Below are 14,728 nucleotides of genomic sequence, written 5' to 3' on the forward strand. Positions count from 1 at the left end.
GATTCCATGTGCGAGCTCTACGTCAAAGCCGATCCGATTCTCTACGAATCGCGCTCCCGCTCGCTGCGCATCTGCGGGGTGGTCACCACCCTGCGGCTGGAGAATCAGTTCTGGGACATCCTCAGCGAAATCGCCGAGGTCGATGGCATGACCACCAACCAGTTAATCACCAAACTGTATGAAGAGGTGATGGATTACCGCGGCGAAGTGATTAATTTCGCCTCCTTCCTGCGGGTGAGTTGCACGCGGTATTTGAGTCAGCGGCGCGTCCAGGCGCCGGAGTTGTCGGTGGTGCGGACGGCTGCGAAGTAGCACAAACCGTGTTGCCCCCTTCGCGAGCAAGCCCACTCCCACATTTGATCGCATTCCAAATGTGGGAGCGGGCTTGCTCGCGAAGGGGGCCGTACAGGCGACAAAAATACAGGGCTGGTCTTTACTCTGAAGCGCGAAACCTCTCAATCGCCAAGGAGAAAGAGCATGTCTGGATGGTATGAGTTAAGCAAAACCAGCAACGGCCAGTTTCGCTTCGTGCTGAAAGCGGCGAATGCCGAAACCATTCTGAACAGCGAGCACTACACCACTCGCAGCGCCGCCGAAGGCGGCATAGCCTCGGTGCAGAAGAACAGCCCGCTGGATGAGCGCTATGAGAAAAAGACCACCAAGGACGGTCAGCCGTACTTCAACCTCAAGGCTGGCAATCACGAAATTATCGGCAACAGCGAAACCTATTCCTCTGATGCCGCCCGGGACAAAGGCATCGCGAGCGTGAAGGCCAACGGCCCGACGACGGTGATCAAGGACAAGACCTTGCCGGTGCTCTGATCGCACCCTTCAAACCCAATGCAAATCCACTGTGGGAGCTCACCTGCTAGCAATGTCTGCTTAACATTCGACGAAGATGTTGAGTGTCAGGCCGCTATCGCTGGCAGGCTTGCTCCCACATTGGTTTTTGTGTGTGCCCGGGGATCAGCGCAATGCTTTCAACAAGCCTTGAAGCTGACCAAGCCCAGCGTCACCGAGCGCAAACACCGGCAACCGCGGATCACCCGCCTCCAGCCCGGTCGCGCGCAAGCCGGCCTTGATGGTCGCCGGCAACCCACCTTTCAAAATGAAATCCAGCAGCGGCAACTGGCGATAGAACAGGTCACGCGCCGTGCTCAAATCGTTGGCCAGGACCGCTTCATACAGCTCCAGGTTGAGCTGCGGAATCAGGTTCGGCGCCGCCGTGCACCAGCCCTTCGCACCTGCCGCGAAGGCTTCCAGCGCCAGCGGATTGCAGCCGTTGTAGAACGGCACCTGACCTTCGCCGAGCCGTTGCAGTTGGTGCATGCGCTGGATGTCGCCGGTGCTCTCCTTGACCATGGTCACGTTATCCACGGTGTTGACGATGCGCAGGATCAGGTCCACCGACATGTCGGTGCCGCTGGTAGCCGGGTTGTTGTAGAGCATGATCGGTACGCCGATGCTGTCGCTGATGGCGCGGTAGTGGGCGAGGATTTCCGCTTCGCTGAGTTTCCAGTAGGACGTCGGCAGTACCATCACCACATCGGCGCCGTGGGCTTCGGCAAACCGTGCGCGGCGCACGGCTTTGGCGGTGGTCAGGTCGGACACGCTGACGATGGTCGGCACTCGTTTGGCCACGTGCTTGATACTGAATTCGGCGACCTGATCCCATTCCGCATCGCTGAGGTAGGCACCTTCGCCGGTGCTGCCCAGCGGTGCGATCGAGTGGACGCCGCCGTCGATCAGGCGGTCGATGGAACGCCCGAGCGCGTCAAGATCAACGCCTTCGCCATTGGCGGTGAACGGAGTGATGGTGTAGCCGATGATGCCGTGAATCGTTGGGGTCGACATGGCGACGCTCCTCTTCAAAGTGAGTGGGGTCAGTTCAGGCAATCGGCGTGTTGACGCAGGTTCTGCCGAGCGTAGTAGTTGAAAGCGGCGCCATGGCGCTTGGGTTTCGAGATCCAGTCATGGGCTTCACGACCCAGCTCCGCAATGATCGGCTTGATGGTCCCGGCGCTCATCGCCAGCAGTTGCAGCCTGGCGGCGCGTTCAATCAGTTGCGCGATGACACAGGCTTCCTCGATGGTCGTGCCCGTCGACAACTGGCCGTGGTGGGAAAGCAGGATCGCCCGTTTGTCGCCGAGTGCACCGGCAATCAGTTCACCTTCTTCGTTACCGACCGGCACACCCGGCCAGCCTTCGAGAAAGGCGCAATCGTCGTAGAGCGGGCAGAGGTCCATGTGGGAAATCTGCAGCGGCACTTCCAGCATCGACAGCGCCGCGACGTGGGTCGGGTGCGTGTGGATGATGCAGTTCACGTCCGGCCGGGCGCGGTACACCCAGCTGTGGAAACGATTGGCCGGGTTGGGCATGCCGTGGCCTTCAAGCACTTCCAGGTCTTCGTTGACCAGCAGAAGGTTGCTGGCGGTGATTTCGTCGAAACCCAGGCCCAGTTGTTGAGTGTAGTAAGTGCCCGGTTGCGGGCCGCGGGCGGTGATTTGCCCGGCCAGGCCGGAGTCGTGACCGTTCTCGAACAGAATACGGCAGGTCAGGGCCAGCTTTTGCCGGTCGGTCCACGTATTATCCGCCAGGGTATTTTGCATCTGGGTCAGTGCTTGCTTGACCAGTTGCTCTTTGGGTAGTGCTAAGGTCTTCGCCATATCAGTGTCCTCGGGTGTTTCACGCAAATGACGCTAACGAGGCTATATGACACATTGTGTCATTGGCAAGGGCAAATCGTCGCCTCCTTGATGGGTTAATCGATCTCCATGTCTATCCGTTTGAAATTATTGAGAAAAAAACTAGGCGTGACGCTCGAGGCCTTGGCCGAAAAATCCGGCATGACCAAGAGCTATCTGTCAAAAGTCGAGCGTGGGCTGAATACGCCGTCCATCGCGGCCGCGCTGAAACTGGCCAAGGCGCTGAACGTCAAGGTCGAGGAATTGTTCTCCGAGGACAGCGTCAGCCTCGATAGCTACAGCCTGGTGCGCAGCCATGAGCGCCAGTCGTTGGCGGCCAATGACGAAAGTCCTGGTTATGCGGTGCTGGCGCATCAGGTGAGTGAGCGCAGTCTGTTGCCGTTTATCATTTATCCGCCGTTCGAATTCGCGGACAAAACCTTCAAGGAACACTTGGGGGAAGAGTTTCTGTTCGTCCACGAAGGGCAGGTGGAAGTGGATTTCATGAACGAGCGCGTGCTGCTCGAGCGGGGGGATGCGCTGCACTTCAATGCGCAGAAACCGCACCGCATCCGCTCGATAGGCGAGGTCAAGGCGCAGTTGCTGGTGGTGGTGCATAGCGCGGAAGAATGATTAGGCGCCTTGGTGGCGAGGGAGCTTGCTCCCGCTGGGCTGCGAAGCGGCCCCCTGCTTTTTTCAGAGAGAAAGCAATGTCCAGTTTTGCGGCGGCTGCGCACCCGAGCGGGGGCAAGCTCCCTCGCCACGGGTACGGTGTTTGCTTCAGACCTCGACGGGAACGGTCAGCTTTGGATTGCCAAGCGCATGCGTCTTCGAATCAAAAAACCGCAGTTCTGATCCGGTCCCTTCAAACACCTTCGCGTAATGCCGCTTCTGATGCTGGATAAACGCCTTGCTGCGCGGATAAATCGACACCGCCACCACCTTCGGTTTCGCCTGGCGTAGCGCATGAACGATGTGGCTGTCCTGCTCACCCAACGCGTGGCCAAAGACGCACAACCCCTCGCCATGCCCCAAAAGCTGGTCATAGCAAAACGACAAATAATCCGAACTGCGGATGGTCTTGAGCTTGTCCGCGCTCGGCCCTTCGTTCACAAACAAGGGCACGTCATCCAGCGTCTTGATTGTGTTGTTGATCGCGAAACTGCCCAGCAACGTGCCCTCGGTCGACGTCAGTTTGCGCGCCGTGCCGTCCTGATTGCGCACCAGATGCAAACCGCCGTGCAGGTACAGCAAGCGGGTTTTATCGGTCGCCGTGGCGCTCAGGTCAAAACCCGGCTCGGCACCCTGGAAGAGGTCAGTGATGGCATCAGGCTGGTGTTGAATGGCCCAGTAGTTGAGCAAGTCGTAATTGGTGGTAAACACCGTCCGGTAACACACCAGTTCCTGACTGATCGTCGTCAGCGTCGAGGGCACCACCAGCCGCCACGGGATGTGCACCGCGTGCACGGTGTTGATCAGCGCTTCCTTGATCGCGTAGTAGCGATTGCGCGGCGCGGCGGAGCTGACAGCCAGGGCCTTGTTCACGCGGCTGGTGGTTTTCAGAGCGCCCAGCACCTGCTCGAAACTGCGCGTCTGCATCGCATCGAACACACTCAGTTCGGACTGGCTCAGTGGCTTTTCTTCCACGGTGCGGGCGTTTTCGAACAGCGAGTCGTAGCCGAAATCGTCCCAAACCGCACGGCTGGCACCGTTGCCCACCAGCAGGCCGCTGATCGAGGTGGTGGCGCGCAAGGCGTTCCAGTCTTCAAGCTGGGCATCGACATCCTGGAAATCGGTCATTGCGGTCGTTGTCTCAAAAAAGCAAAAGGTCGGATGGGCGGCGACTTTATCACGACCCGGACTTGAGCCAGATCAAGTTAGCGTTTGGTCGATGAGGCGATCCTGTGAGTATTCGCCGAATCGAACAGCCGATACGGTCCTAGCCCTGGAGATTCGCCATGAGCAGCACGTTTTTCATCCCCGCCGTGAACATCATGGGTATTGGTTGCCTCGACGAAGCCATGGACGCGATTGGCAAGTACGGCTTTCGCAAGGCGCTGATTGTTACTGACACCGGGCTGGCCAAGGCCGGCGTGGCGGCGATGATCGCCGAGAAACTGGCGATGAAGGACATCGACTCGGTCATCTTCGACGGCGCCAAGCCCAACCCGAGCATCGCCAACGTCGAAAGTGGCCTGGGCCTGCTCAAGGAAAGTCGCTGTGATTTCGTCGTGTCGCTGGGGGGCGGTTCGCCCCACGACTGCGCCAAGGGCATCGCCTTGTGCGCGACCAACGGCGGGCAGATCCGCGATTACGAAGGCGTCGATCAATCCGAGAAGCCGCAATTGCCGCTGATCGCCATCAACACCACTGCCGGCACGGCCAGCGAGATGACGCGTTTCTGCATCATCACTGACGAATCGCGTCACGTGAAAATGGCCATCGTTGACCGCAACGTCACGCCGCTGTTGTCGGTCAACGACCCGGCGCTGATGGTCGCCATGCCCAAAAGCCTGACGGCCGCCACCGGCATGGACGCGCTGACCCACGCCATCGAAGCCTACGTGTCCACCGCCGCCAACCCGATCACCGATGCCTGTGCGTTGAAGGCCGTCACGTTGATCAGCAACAACCTGCGCCTTGCCGTGCGAGATGGCAGCGACCTGTCCGCGCGGGAAAACATGGCTTACGCACAGTTCCTTGCGGGCATGGCGTTCAACAATGCGTCTCTTGGCTACGTGCATGCCATGGCCCACCAGTTGGGTGGTTTCTACGACTTGCCCCACGGCGTCTGTAACGCCGTGCTGTTGCCACATGTGCAAAGTTTCAATGCGCTGGTGTGCGCCGACCGCCTGACCGACGTGGCCCATGCAATGGGTGCCGATATCCGCGGCTTCAGCCCGGAAGAGGGCGCCCAGGCGGCCATCGCGGCGATTCGTAGCCTGGCGAAAGACGTCGAAATTCCCGCTGGCTTGCGCGAACTCGGTGCCCGGCTCAACGATATCCCGACCCTCGCCGCCAACGCCTTGAAAGACGCGTGTGGCGTGACCAATCCACGGGCCGCGGATCAGCGGCAAATCGAGGAGATTTTCTGCAGCGCGTTTTGACGGTCGCACGGCTCGGGCGCAAAGGACGTTATGCTGCGTCTTCGTCCGAGCCGACATCGCGAGTCCCAGATGCTGCAAAAAAGCCTGATCCGCCGCCTCGACCTCATCACCCTCCAGCTATTCGTCGCCGTCCACGAAGAAGGCACGCTGACCCGTGCTGCGACCCGCGAGGCCATCGCGGTGTCGGCGGCGAGCAAGCGGTTGATGGAGTTGGAGGAGGCGCTGGGCATTAGCCTGTTCGTGCGTCAGGCCAAGGGCATGACCCTGACGCCGGCCGGCGAAACCCTGTTGCACCATGCTCGGCAGATGCTGTTCAACGTCGAGAAAATGGGCTTTGAACTGGGTGAACACAGCCATGGCGTTCGTGGTTATGTGCGGATGCTCGCCAACCTGTCGGCGATCATTCAGTTTCTGCCGGAAGACCTGCGGGGCTTTTCCGAACGACATCCGCAGGTCAAGACCGATCTCGAAGAGCGTCCCAGCGGCGGTGTGATTCAAGGCGTGCTGGATGGCGTGGCGGACCTCGGGATCTGTTCCAGCGACAGCGATGTGAAAGGCCTGCACAGCGTGCTGTATCGCCAGGACAAACTGATGGTGCTGATGCTGCCGGATCATCCATTGGCCAGCCGTTCCAGCCTGGCGTTCGCCGATACGCTGGGCAGCGATTACGTCGGCCTGCATTCCGCCAGTTCCATCAACATGCGCACCCACGCCGCCGCGCGTGAGGCGGGCAAGGTGTTGCGATTGCGGATTCATGTGCCGGGGTTCGATGCGATGTGCCGGATGGTCCAGGCCAACATGGGCATCGGGATTTTGCCGCAGAAGGCTTACGAATTGTTTGGCCGGGCGCTGGGGTTGCGTGCGGTGCCGTTGACCGATGACTGGTCGGATCGGGCGTTGATTCTGGTCGTGCGCGATGAAGCGGCGTTGTCGCCGGTGAGCAGGATGTTGTTTGAGCAGTTGCGGGGGCAGGTCTGAGATTTTCATTGCCGGGGCCGGCCTCATCGCGGGCAAGCCCGCTCCTACAGAGGATTGGTGAACGCCGCAGATCACTGTGGGAGCTGGCCTGCCAGCGATGACCGACCTGAGGTCGCGGTAATCTCCCCGAGCGTTCGCGTTTCACGAACGCCCGTTGCCAACAGAAGGTTGGATTCCAGTCCCCTCGCTCCTCTAGCCTTGGCGCATATTCCAAGAACAACAGAGGTACCCCGCGATGACTGCCCCCCTGAGTGCAATCAAGGTGATCGAAATCGGCACGCTGATCGCCGCGCCGTTCGCCGCGCGCATGCTCGCCGAGTTCGGCGCCGAGGTGATCAAGATCGAAGCCATGGGCCAGGGCGATCCCCTGCGCAAATGGCGCAAGCTGCACGAAGGCACCTCGTTGTGGTGGTACCTGCAATCGCGCAACAAGAAGTCCCTGGCGCTGAATCTGAAATCCCCCGAAGGCATTGAACTGGTCAAGCAACTGGCGACCAGCGCCGACGTGCTGATCGAAAACCTGCGCCCTGGCGCTCTCGAGAAACTCGGTTTGGGCTGGGACGTGTTGCACGCCTTGAATCCCAACCTGACTCTGGTGCGCATTTCCGGCTACGGCCAGACCGGTCCGTACCGCGACCGTCCAGGATTCGGCGCCATCGGCGAGGCCATGGGCGGGATTCGCTACACCACCGGCACCCCCGGTTCACCACCGGCGCGGGTCGGTGTCAGCCTTGGCGATTCACTGGCGTCGCTGCACGCGGTGATCGGTGCCTTGATGTCGCTGCTGCGGGTCAAGACCGGGCAGGGCGGCGGGCAAGTGGTCGATGTGTCGCTGGCCGAAAGCGTGTTCAACGTCATGGAAAGCCTGGTGCCGGAATACGACATGCTCGGTCATGTGCGTGAGCGCAGCGGCGGGGCATTGCCCGGCATCGCGCCGTCCAACACCTACCTGACGGCCGATGGGGCCTACGTGGTGATCGCCGGCAACAGCGATCCGATCTACAAGCGCTTGATGGAAGTCGTCGGTCGCCGCGATCTGGCCGACGCGCCGGAGTTTGCCCACAACGATGGTCGCGCAGCCAAGAGCAATGTGCTGGATGCTGCCATCACTCACTGGACCAGCAGCCTGCCGATCGACGAAGTCCTGTCGGCGCTGGAAGCCGCTGAAGTACCGGCCGGACGCATCTATTCGGTGGCTGACATCGTCGCTGATCCGCACTATCAGGCGCGGGACATGCTGCTCAGCGCCGACCTGCCTGGCGGCGCGACAGTGACGATGCCGGGCATCGTGCCCAAACTCTCCGAAACCCCCGGTGGCGTGAACTGGTCGGGGCCGAGCCTGGGCCAGCACACCGACGGGATTCTCGCGGGGTTGGGCCTGACGGACGCAGACATCGAACGCCTGAAAACTGAAGGGGTGGTGCAATGATCACTGATTTTTCCGAGACCCTGATCGTTCAGGAAGTCTCCCCCCGCGACGGCCTGCAGATCGAGCCGACGTGGGTTGAAACGGTCGACAAGATTGCCCTGATCGATCAGCTGTCGCTGGCCGGATTCAGCCGCATCGAAGCCGGTTCGTTCGTGTCGCCCAAGGCCATTCCGGCGCTACGCGACGGCGAGCTGGTGTTCAAGGGCATCACCCGTCAACCGGGAGTGATTTACGTCGCGTTGATCCCCAACCTCAAAGGTGCGCAACGGGCGCTGGCGACAAGGGCCGATGAGCTGAACCTGGTGATGTCCGCCAGCCAGACCCACAACCTGGCGAACATGCGCATGCGGTGCGAAGCCTCATTGGCCGCGTTCGGCGAGATCGTGCACTACGTGGGTGACACTCAGGTGCGACTGAACGGCAGCATCGCCACCACGTTCGGTTGCCCGTTCGAAGGCAGGATCGATGAGGACCGTGTACTGCAAATCGTCGAGGCCTATCAGGAACTCGGCATTCAGGGCATCACCCTGGCCGACACCACCGGCATGGCCAATCCGCGTCAGGTCGACCGACTGGTGCGCCGGGTCTTGCAGCGGGTTTCGCCAGCGGACCTGACCCTGCATTTCCACAACACCCGCGGCCTCGGTTTGTGCAACGTGCTGGCCGCTTACGAGGCCGGCGCCCGACGCTTTGACGCAGCCCTCGGCGGCCTCGGCGGGTGCCCGTTTGCACCGGGTGCCTCGGGCAATATCTGCACCGAAGACCTAGTGAACCTGTGCGATGAAATCGGCATTCACACCGGCATCGACCTGCCGCTGTTGTTGAGGTTGTCGCGAGGATTACCCGCGCTGTTGGGGCACGAAGTGCCAGGCCAGTTGGCCAAGGCCGGACGCAATTGCGACTTGCACCCAACCCCTTTCTGACACACCGAACAACGCCCACAGAAGCTACATCTCAACCAGACAACAAAAACAATCGGACCCCCAAGGGCAGTCCGCCTGGAGAAAGCACCATGAGCCTCAATGTACTGGAGGCGGGCGCGAGCCCGTCCGTTAGCCACGACGAAGAAAAAGCCCTGGTCAGCAAAGTCGCCTGGCGCCTGATGCCGCTGATCATGGTCTGCTACCTGTTCGCGTTTTTCGACCGCATCAACATCAGCTTCGCCAAGTTCCAGTTGCAGACTGACCTGAGCCTGAGCGACACCGCTTACGGCCTCGGCGCCGGGCTGTTCGTGGTCGGTTACGTGATCTTCGAAGTGCCGAGCAACATGATGCTGTACAAAGTCGGCGCCCGCCGCTGGATCGCGCGGATCATGATGTCCTGGGGCCTCGCGACGGCGGCGATGGTCTTCGTCAACAGCGAATGGCAGTTCTACGCGCTGCGCTTCGTGATCGGCGCGATGGAGGCCGGTTTTGCGCCGGGCGTGCTGTATTACCTGACGCTGTGGTTCCCGCAGCACTATCGCGGACGCATCACCTCGATGCTGTTCCTGTCATCGGCGTTTGCCGGGCTGGTCGGCGCACCGTTCTCCGGGCTGGTGCTGCAACACCTCGACGGCGTCCTCGACATGCGCGGCTGGCATTGGCTGTTTCTGCTCGGCGGCGTGCCCTGCATCGGCCTCGGATTGCTGGTGCTGACCCTGCTCAAGGACCGCATTGAAGACGCCCACTGGCTGACACCGTCGGAGAAAACCCTGCTGGCCAGCCGCATCGCCCACCATGAACCGCACAAGAGCGGCGGCTCGTTGCTCGCGGCGCTGCGGATTCCCGGTTTCCTCACGCTGGGGCTGATCTACTTCCTCATTCAAGTGGCGTCCTACGGCTTGAATTTCTGGGCGCCGCAACTGATCCGCAGCGCGGGCACCGAGAGCCCGGTGATGATCGGTTTGCTGACGGCGATTCCGTACATCTGCGGGGCAATCAGCATGGTGGTGATCGGACGGTTGTCCGACTCGACCGGCGAGCGTCGCAAGTTTGTCGCAGGGTTGGTGGCAGCGGGTGCGCTGGGCTTCTTCTGCGCCGGTATCTTCGCCAACCACACGACCTTCCTGATCGTCGCACTGGGCTTGCTCGGCGCCGGGATCATCGCCTCCATTCCGAGTTTCTGGACCCTGCCGCCGAAACTGCTGGCCGGTGCCGGCGCGGGGGCTGCGGGCGGGATCGCGGTGATCAACACCCTCGGCCAATTCGGCGGCATCGTCAGCCCTGTCATGGTCGGACGGATCAAGGACCTGACCGGCAGCACCACACCGGCGCTGTATGTCATCGGGGTCTGCGCGCTGATCGCTGTTGCCCTGCTGCTGTGGGGGTTGCCGCAGAAACTGCGCACGCTCGACAAGTTTTGAAAGATTGCAGCCTTCGGCAGCGCCTACAGGGACCACGCATCCCCGCAGGATCTACCGAAGGCTGCGATCTTTTGATTTTCAAGACGTCGCAATCACCGCTTTGGCGGGTGAATCACTGAACTGAATCAGCGCAACACCACCGATCAACAAAGCCGCCCCCAACACCCGCGGCACCGTCATCTGCCGCTCCACCAACCCAAACCATCCAAAGTGATCCAGCACCAACGACGCTACCACTTGCCCCGCCAGCGCCAAGGCAATAAACCCCGACGCTCCCAGCTTGGGCAGCAACATCAGCGCGAGTGAAATAAAACACACCCCCAACGCACCGCCGGCCCACATCCACAAGGGTGCCCGAGTGATGAAATCCAGTGACGGCAGCGGCAAGCGCAGCGCCAACATGATCGGCAACAGCACCGCAATACTCACCACCAGCGACGCAAAAGTCGCCCACAGCGGATGACCCAACCCACGTGTAAGGTTGGCGTTGATCGCACTCTGAAAAGGCACCACCGCTCCGGCAATCACCGCCAACAGCAACAAACCGGCCCAATGCAACGTACTCATGATCATTCTCCAACAGGTTTTGCTGGACTCTAGAGTATTCGTCGCGCAGATTTAAATTCCAAATCGCTATCCAGAGCATGCATCGGATGAATGATCTTCGGCGTATTGATCTTAACCTGTTGGTGATTCTCGACGCCTTGCTCAGCGAGCAACATGTCACTCGTGCGGCTGAGCGTTTGCACCTCAGTCAGCCGGCGGTCAGTCATGCGCTGGCGCGGTTGCGACATGTACTTGGCGATCCATTGCTGGTCAGGGCAGGAGCTGGTCTGGTACCCACCCCACGCGCCCTCGAACTGATCGCACCGCTTGCGGAAGCCCTGGCCCAGGTGCAATCGCTGCTGGCGCCCAATGCCTTCGATCCGGCCACGGCCAAGCGCACCTTTCGCCTGGCGATGTCCGACTACGGCGCCGCCATCGTCCTGCCAGGCCTGATCCGCACGTTACGCCGGGAAGCACCGGGCATCGACCTGAAAATCAGCCACGCCAGCCGCGAAGGCATGCTCGACGCAGTGCTCAACGGCGACATTGACGTGGCGGCGGGCGTCTTTCCAGAGCTGCCGAACGAGTTGCGCAGCACTCCTTTGTTCGAAGAACATTACGCCTGCCTCGTGGACCGCAACAGCCTGCCCGCCGATGGCGTGCTCGACTTGCCAACCTACCTGTCGCGCCCGCATGTCTTGTTGGAAATGCGCGGCAGCGGCACTCCGGAGATCGAACGGGCGTTGACCGCGATACGTGAGCGCCGCCGCGTAGCGATCAGCCTGCCGCACTGGAGCGTGGCGCCGGAGTTCATCAGTGGCACGGACCTGATTCTCACGGTTGCATCGCGCGCCTTGCGCAATATTGATGAACAGTCGCTGGTCGTTGTTCCGCCGCCGTTTGCTATTCCGTCGTTTACGTTCGTGTTGGCGTGGCACAAGCGGCGAGGCGGGGATCAGGCGTTGAACTGGTTGAACGGGCGGATTGAGGTTGCCGCACCATGACGGTAAAAACTACGTCGTGCCTGAAAAACTCAAGGGTTACTGAAAAAATGTTATCTGGCCTCAACCACCTGACCCTCGCCGTCACCGACCTGAACCGCAGCGTGGCGTTCTATCACGACCTCCTGCAACTTCAGCTCGAAGCCACTTGGGATAGCGGCGCCTACCTCTCGCTGCCCGGCCTTTGGCTATGCCTTTCCCTCGACCCCCTGCGCAACGCCGGGCCCGCCGCCGATTACACCCACTACGCCTTCAGCATCGGCGAACCCGACTTCTCGTCATTCGTCGAGCGCCTGCGAGCGGCCAACGTCCGGGAATGGCGCGACAACCGCAGCGAAGGCGCGTCGTTCTACTTCCTCGACCCGGAGGGTCACAAGCTTGAAGCCCATGTCGGCGATCTGGCCTCACGACTGGCAGCTTGCCGGCAGCGTCCCTATGCGGGAATGAAGTTCTTTGACGATCAGTCAGTCGATTCGCAAGGACCTGATATAGACTTGCGGCCATTCACCAAATAGTTCAACAGGATTTCCCCGATGACCCCATCGCTGCTAATGGCCGTTCTCGCCTCGGGCTTCATTTACGGAATCACACCGGGGCCGGGGGTGTTGGCGGTGTTCGGCATCGGCGCGGCGCGTGGGCGGCGGGCAGGGGCGGGTTTTTTGTGCGGGCATTTGCTCGGGGACGTGGTCTGGTGCAGCACTGCGCTGATCGCGATAGTCGGGGCACGGGAAATCGGCAGTACGGCGTTTGACGTGCTGGGTGTGCTCAGCGGGTTGTATCTGTTCTGGCTCGGTTTACGCGCGGTACGGGCCAAACGCAGCGGCGCCGAAACGCCGCAGGGCCCGGCGCGGCAACCGTTCTGGCACGGCATTCTGTTCGGTCTGACCAATCCGAAGGCGTATCCGGTGGCGGTGGCGACCTTTACGGCGTTACTGTCCAGCCGTGCGGAGTTGCTGCATTGGTCGATGCTGCCCTGGCTGATCGTTCTGAGCTTCGTCGGTGGTCTGATCGCCTACGCTATCCTCATTGGCATCGTTGGTGCGCGGCAGGTGCGCAGCCTGTATCAACGCCATGAACTGGCGATTACCCGCCTGTGCGGGGTGATGTTTATCGGTTTTGCCATCAACGCCCTGGCGCATGCCTTGCCGGGGCTGATGCCGAACAAGGCTTGAAACTGATCGCAGGGACGCGTCAGCGGCTACATCACGGGTCAGGGATGGTTCTTTTTTGTTGCATTGTTCGGACATGCTCTCTGCACCATGGCATCCAGGAATTCCGCGCCGCTGGCGAGTTACATCGATCTACTGCTGGACGCCGTTTGCGCGGTTGATAAACAAGGTCGCTTTGTTTTTGTCAGCGCAGCCTGCGAACGCATTTTCGGTTACACGCCTGAAGAGCTGGTCGGCCTGCCAATGATCGATATGGTGCATCCCGCCGATCGCCAGCGCACCCTCGACGCTGCGCGGGAAATCATGGGCGGTGACCCCAAACTCAACTTCGAAAACCGCTACTTGCGCAAAGATGGCCGCGTGGTACACATCCTGTGGTCTGCGCGCTGGTCGGAAGTCGATCAACTGCGCATCGCCGTGGCCCGCGACATCACCGAGCGCAAGCAGGCCGAGTCCCGGCAAGCGGCGTTGTATGCGATCTCCGAAGCGGCCCACGCGGCAGAAGATTTGCTGGCGTTGTTCAAACGCATCCACTTGATCATCGGTGAATGGCTGCCGGCGCTGAATTTTTCCGTCGCGCTGTATGACGAGCAGTGCGCGCAGCTCAATTTCCCTTACCACGTCGATGACAATGAACAGCAACCCGAGCAGCCCGGAACCGTCACCGGACGGCTGTGTGCCGAGGTGATCCGCAGCGGCCAGCCGATTCTGCTGACCCCGGACCAGGACGACGCCCCGGCAGGATTCGAGCTACTGGTCGCCGGCCAGCACTCGCCCTGCTGGCTGGGCGTGCCGTTGAACTCGCAGAACGGCACCATCGGCGCGCTGATCGTAAAAAGCGTGGCGGGCGGCGAGCGCTACACCGAGCAAGACAAGGAACTGCTGCAGTTTGTGTGCGCCCAGGTCGCGACTGCCATCGAGCGCAAGCAATTGCATGCCCGGCTGCAGCGCATGGCCCAGTACGATCAACTGACCCAACTGCCCAATCGCGAGTTGCTCCGTGACCGGCTGAAAGCCTCGCTGACACTGGCCAAGTTGGAGTGCGGGCGCATGGCGCTGCTGTACGTCGATCTCGATCGCTTCAAGGAAGTCAACGACACCCACGGCCATGCCGTCGGCGACATGCTGCTGCAAGCGGTCGCCAATCGTCTGAAAGGCTGCGTGCGGGAAACCGACACCGTGGCGCGCATCGGCGGTGATGAGTTTGTGGTGTTGTTGCACAGCATTCAGGCTGCGGAAGACGCTGACGGCATTGCCGGAAAAATCCGTCAGATACTGGCTCAGCCGCTGCGGCTGGATGGCCACAGCCTGAACATCCAGCCGAGCATCGGCGTTGCGCATTACCCCGAACACGGTTCGGAAGAAAAGCAATTGTTTCGCCATGCCGACGAGGCCATGTACAGCGCCAAACGCCAGAATCACCTGAAGTACAGGGCTTGAAAATCAGTCACCGTTCGTCGCATCGATCCC

General features: G+C 61.0%; 16 protein-coding genes. 12 read left to right on the forward strand and 4 right to left on the reverse strand.

Annotated features, from left to right (window positions below):
* Window positions 1-6: 6 nt before the first annotated feature.
* Window positions 7-312, forward strand: a complete 306-nt coding sequence (locus tag ACM6I5_RS25495; protein ID WP_414884917.1) for a ribbon-helix-helix domain-containing protein — start codon at window positions 7-9, stop codon at window positions 310-312.
* 165 nt (window positions 313-477) lie between these two features.
* Window positions 478-822: a YegP family protein gene (locus ACM6I5_RS25500; protein ID WP_017336871.1), complete on the forward strand. Its 345-nt coding sequence runs from the start codon at window positions 478-480 to the stop codon at window positions 820-822.
* Window positions 823-966: 144 nt separating this feature from the next.
* Here the strand turns inward: ACM6I5_RS25500 and ACM6I5_RS25505 are convergent, their stop codons facing one another.
* Together ACM6I5_RS25505 and ACM6I5_RS25510 are read right to left on the reverse strand one after the other, a co-directional pair.
* Window positions 967-1,854 (reverse strand): dihydrodipicolinate synthase family protein, encoded by an 888-nt coding sequence (locus tag ACM6I5_RS25505; protein ID WP_414884918.1) that lies wholly within the window; start codon window positions 1,852-1,854, stop codon window positions 967-969.
* A gap of 29 nt (window positions 1,855-1,883) precedes the next feature.
* Window positions 1,884-2,666 (reverse strand): aldolase, encoded by a 783-nt coding sequence (locus tag ACM6I5_RS25510; RefSeq protein WP_017336874.1) that lies wholly within the window; start codon window positions 2,664-2,666, stop codon window positions 1,884-1,886.
* A gap of 108 nt (window positions 2,667-2,774) precedes the next feature.
* Here ACM6I5_RS25510 and ACM6I5_RS25515 point away from each other — a divergent pair, with 108 nt between their 5' ends.
* The gene (locus tag ACM6I5_RS25515) at window positions 2,775-3,317 is read left to right on the forward strand and encodes a helix-turn-helix domain-containing protein (protein ID WP_414884919.1); all 543 of its coding nucleotides are present in this window, start codon (window positions 2,775-2,777) and stop codon (window positions 3,315-3,317) included.
* Window positions 3,318-3,464: 147 nt separating this feature from the next.
* On the opposite strand, the gene ACM6I5_RS25520 is transcribed toward ACM6I5_RS25515, so the two are convergent.
* Window positions 3,465-4,484, reverse strand: coding sequence for a DUF4917 family protein (locus ACM6I5_RS25520; RefSeq protein ID WP_414884920.1), 1,020 nt, complete (start codon window positions 4,482-4,484; stop codon window positions 3,465-3,467).
* A 158-nt stretch (window positions 4,485-4,642) separates the two neighbouring features.
* Between ACM6I5_RS25520 and yiaY the strand changes: the two genes are divergently transcribed.
* From yiaY to ACM6I5_RS25545, 5 genes are all read left to right on the forward strand, one after another.
* Window positions 4,643-5,791 carry an L-threonine dehydrogenase gene (gene yiaY, locus ACM6I5_RS25525; protein WP_414884921.1) on the forward strand — a complete coding sequence of 383 codons (1,149 nt, stop codon included), beginning with the start codon at window positions 4,643-4,645 and terminating at the stop codon, window positions 5,789-5,791.
* A 69-nt stretch (window positions 5,792-5,860) separates the two neighbouring features.
* On the forward strand, window positions 5,861-6,769 hold the full coding sequence (locus ACM6I5_RS25530; protein WP_414884964.1) for a LysR family transcriptional regulator: 909 nt from the start codon (window positions 5,861-5,863) through the stop codon (window positions 6,767-6,769).
* Window positions 6,770-7,004: 235 nt separating this feature from the next.
* Window positions 7,005-8,198, forward strand: a complete 1,194-nt coding sequence (locus tag ACM6I5_RS25535) for a CaiB/BaiF CoA transferase family protein (protein WP_414879574.1) — start codon at window positions 7,005-7,007, stop codon at window positions 8,196-8,198.
* Window positions 8,195-9,121: a hydroxymethylglutaryl-CoA lyase gene (locus ACM6I5_RS25540; protein WP_414884922.1), complete on the forward strand. Its 927-nt coding sequence runs from the start codon at window positions 8,195-8,197 to the stop codon at window positions 9,119-9,121. Before ACM6I5_RS25535 ends, ACM6I5_RS25540 begins: the two co-directional genes overlap by 4 nt.
* A gap of 89 nt (window positions 9,122-9,210) precedes the next feature.
* Complete coding sequence (locus ACM6I5_RS25545; protein ID WP_414884923.1) at window positions 9,211-10,542, forward strand: MFS transporter; 1,332 nt, start codon at window positions 9,211-9,213, stop codon at window positions 10,540-10,542.
* A 78-nt stretch (window positions 10,543-10,620) separates the two neighbouring features.
* Here the strand turns inward: ACM6I5_RS25545 and ACM6I5_RS25550 are convergent, their stop codons facing one another.
* Window positions 10,621-11,109: a DMT family transporter gene (locus tag ACM6I5_RS25550; protein ID WP_017336882.1), complete on the reverse strand. Its 489-nt coding sequence runs from the start codon at window positions 11,107-11,109 to the stop codon at window positions 10,621-10,623.
* Between the two features lie 77 nt (window positions 11,110-11,186).
* Here ACM6I5_RS25550 and ACM6I5_RS25555 point away from each other — a divergent pair, with 77 nt between their 5' ends.
* The 4 genes from ACM6I5_RS25555 (at window position 11,187) to ACM6I5_RS25570 (ending at window position 14,698) form a co-directional block, all read left to right on the forward strand.
* Complete coding sequence (locus ACM6I5_RS25555) at window positions 11,187-12,092, forward strand: LysR family transcriptional regulator (protein WP_414884924.1); 906 nt, start codon at window positions 11,187-11,189, stop codon at window positions 12,090-12,092.
* Between the two features lie 47 nt (window positions 12,093-12,139).
* Window positions 12,140-12,604, forward strand: coding sequence for a fosfomycin resistance glutathione transferase (fos, locus tag ACM6I5_RS25560; protein ID WP_414884925.1), 465 nt, complete (start codon window positions 12,140-12,142; stop codon window positions 12,602-12,604).
* An 18-nt stretch (window positions 12,605-12,622) separates the two neighbouring features.
* The gene (locus ACM6I5_RS25565; protein ID WP_414879579.1) at window positions 12,623-13,261 is read left to right on the forward strand and encodes a LysE family translocator; all 639 of its coding nucleotides are present in this window, start codon (window positions 12,623-12,625) and stop codon (window positions 13,259-13,261) included.
* 87 nt (window positions 13,262-13,348) lie between these two features.
* Complete coding sequence (locus tag ACM6I5_RS25570) at window positions 13,349-14,698, forward strand: diguanylate cyclase domain-containing protein (RefSeq protein WP_414884926.1); 1,350 nt, start codon at window positions 13,349-13,351, stop codon at window positions 14,696-14,698.
* The last annotated feature ends 30 nt before the right edge of the window (window positions 14,699-14,728 follow it).

Origin of the sequence: Pseudomonas sp. IT-P171 (assembly GCF_949767765.1) — a bacterium.
In the GTDB taxonomy this organism is placed as follows: Bacteria; Pseudomonadota; Gammaproteobacteria; order Pseudomonadales; family Pseudomonadaceae; genus Aquipseudomonas; species Aquipseudomonas fluorescens_B.

What these genes read in the sequence shown, in the direction of transcription:
- ACM6I5_RS25495 (WP_414884917.1), top strand. Translation starts at nt 7, where the DNA reads ATGTGCGAGCTCTACGTCAAAGCCGATCCGATTCTCTACGAATCGCGC.
- ACM6I5_RS25500 (WP_017336871.1), top strand. Translation starts at nt 478, where the DNA reads ATGTCTGGATGGTATGAGTTAAGCAAAACCAGCAACGGCCAGTTTCGC.
- ACM6I5_RS25505 (WP_414884918.1), bottom strand. Translation starts at nt 1,854, where the DNA reads ATGTCGACCCCAACGATTCACGGCATCATCGGCTACACCATCACTCCG.
- ACM6I5_RS25510 (WP_017336874.1), bottom strand. Translation starts at nt 2,666, where the DNA reads ATGGCGAAGACCTTAGCACTACCCAAAGAGCAACTGGTCAAGCAAGCA.
- ACM6I5_RS25515 (WP_414884919.1), top strand. Translation starts at nt 2,775, where the DNA reads ATGTCTATCCGTTTGAAATTATTGAGAAAAAAACTAGGCGTGACGCTC.
- ACM6I5_RS25520 (WP_414884920.1), bottom strand. Translation starts at nt 4,484, where the DNA reads ATGACCGATTTCCAGGATGTCGATGCCCAGCTTGAAGACTGGAACGCC.
- yiaY (WP_414884921.1), top strand. Translation starts at nt 4,643, where the DNA reads ATGAGCAGCACGTTTTTCATCCCCGCCGTGAACATCATGGGTATTGGT.
- ACM6I5_RS25530 (WP_414884964.1), top strand. Translation starts at nt 5,861, where the DNA reads ATGCTGCAAAAAAGCCTGATCCGCCGCCTCGACCTCATCACCCTCCAG.
- ACM6I5_RS25535 (WP_414879574.1), top strand. Translation starts at nt 7,005, where the DNA reads ATGACTGCCCCCCTGAGTGCAATCAAGGTGATCGAAATCGGCACGCTG.
- ACM6I5_RS25540 (WP_414884922.1), top strand. Translation starts at nt 8,195, where the DNA reads ATGATCACTGATTTTTCCGAGACCCTGATCGTTCAGGAAGTCTCCCCC.
- ACM6I5_RS25545 (WP_414884923.1), top strand. Translation starts at nt 9,211, where the DNA reads ATGAGCCTCAATGTACTGGAGGCGGGCGCGAGCCCGTCCGTTAGCCAC.
- ACM6I5_RS25550 (WP_017336882.1), bottom strand. Translation starts at nt 11,109, where the DNA reads ATGAGTACGTTGCATTGGGCCGGTTTGTTGCTGTTGGCGGTGATTGCC.
- ACM6I5_RS25555 (WP_414884924.1), top strand. Translation starts at nt 11,187, where the DNA reads ATGCATCGGATGAATGATCTTCGGCGTATTGATCTTAACCTGTTGGTG.
- fos (WP_414884925.1), top strand. Translation starts at nt 12,140, where the DNA reads ATGTTATCTGGCCTCAACCACCTGACCCTCGCCGTCACCGACCTGAAC.
- ACM6I5_RS25565 (WP_414879579.1), top strand. Translation starts at nt 12,623, where the DNA reads ATGACCCCATCGCTGCTAATGGCCGTTCTCGCCTCGGGCTTCATTTAC.
- ACM6I5_RS25570 (WP_414884926.1), top strand. Translation starts at nt 13,349, where the DNA reads ATGGCATCCAGGAATTCCGCGCCGCTGGCGAGTTACATCGATCTACTG.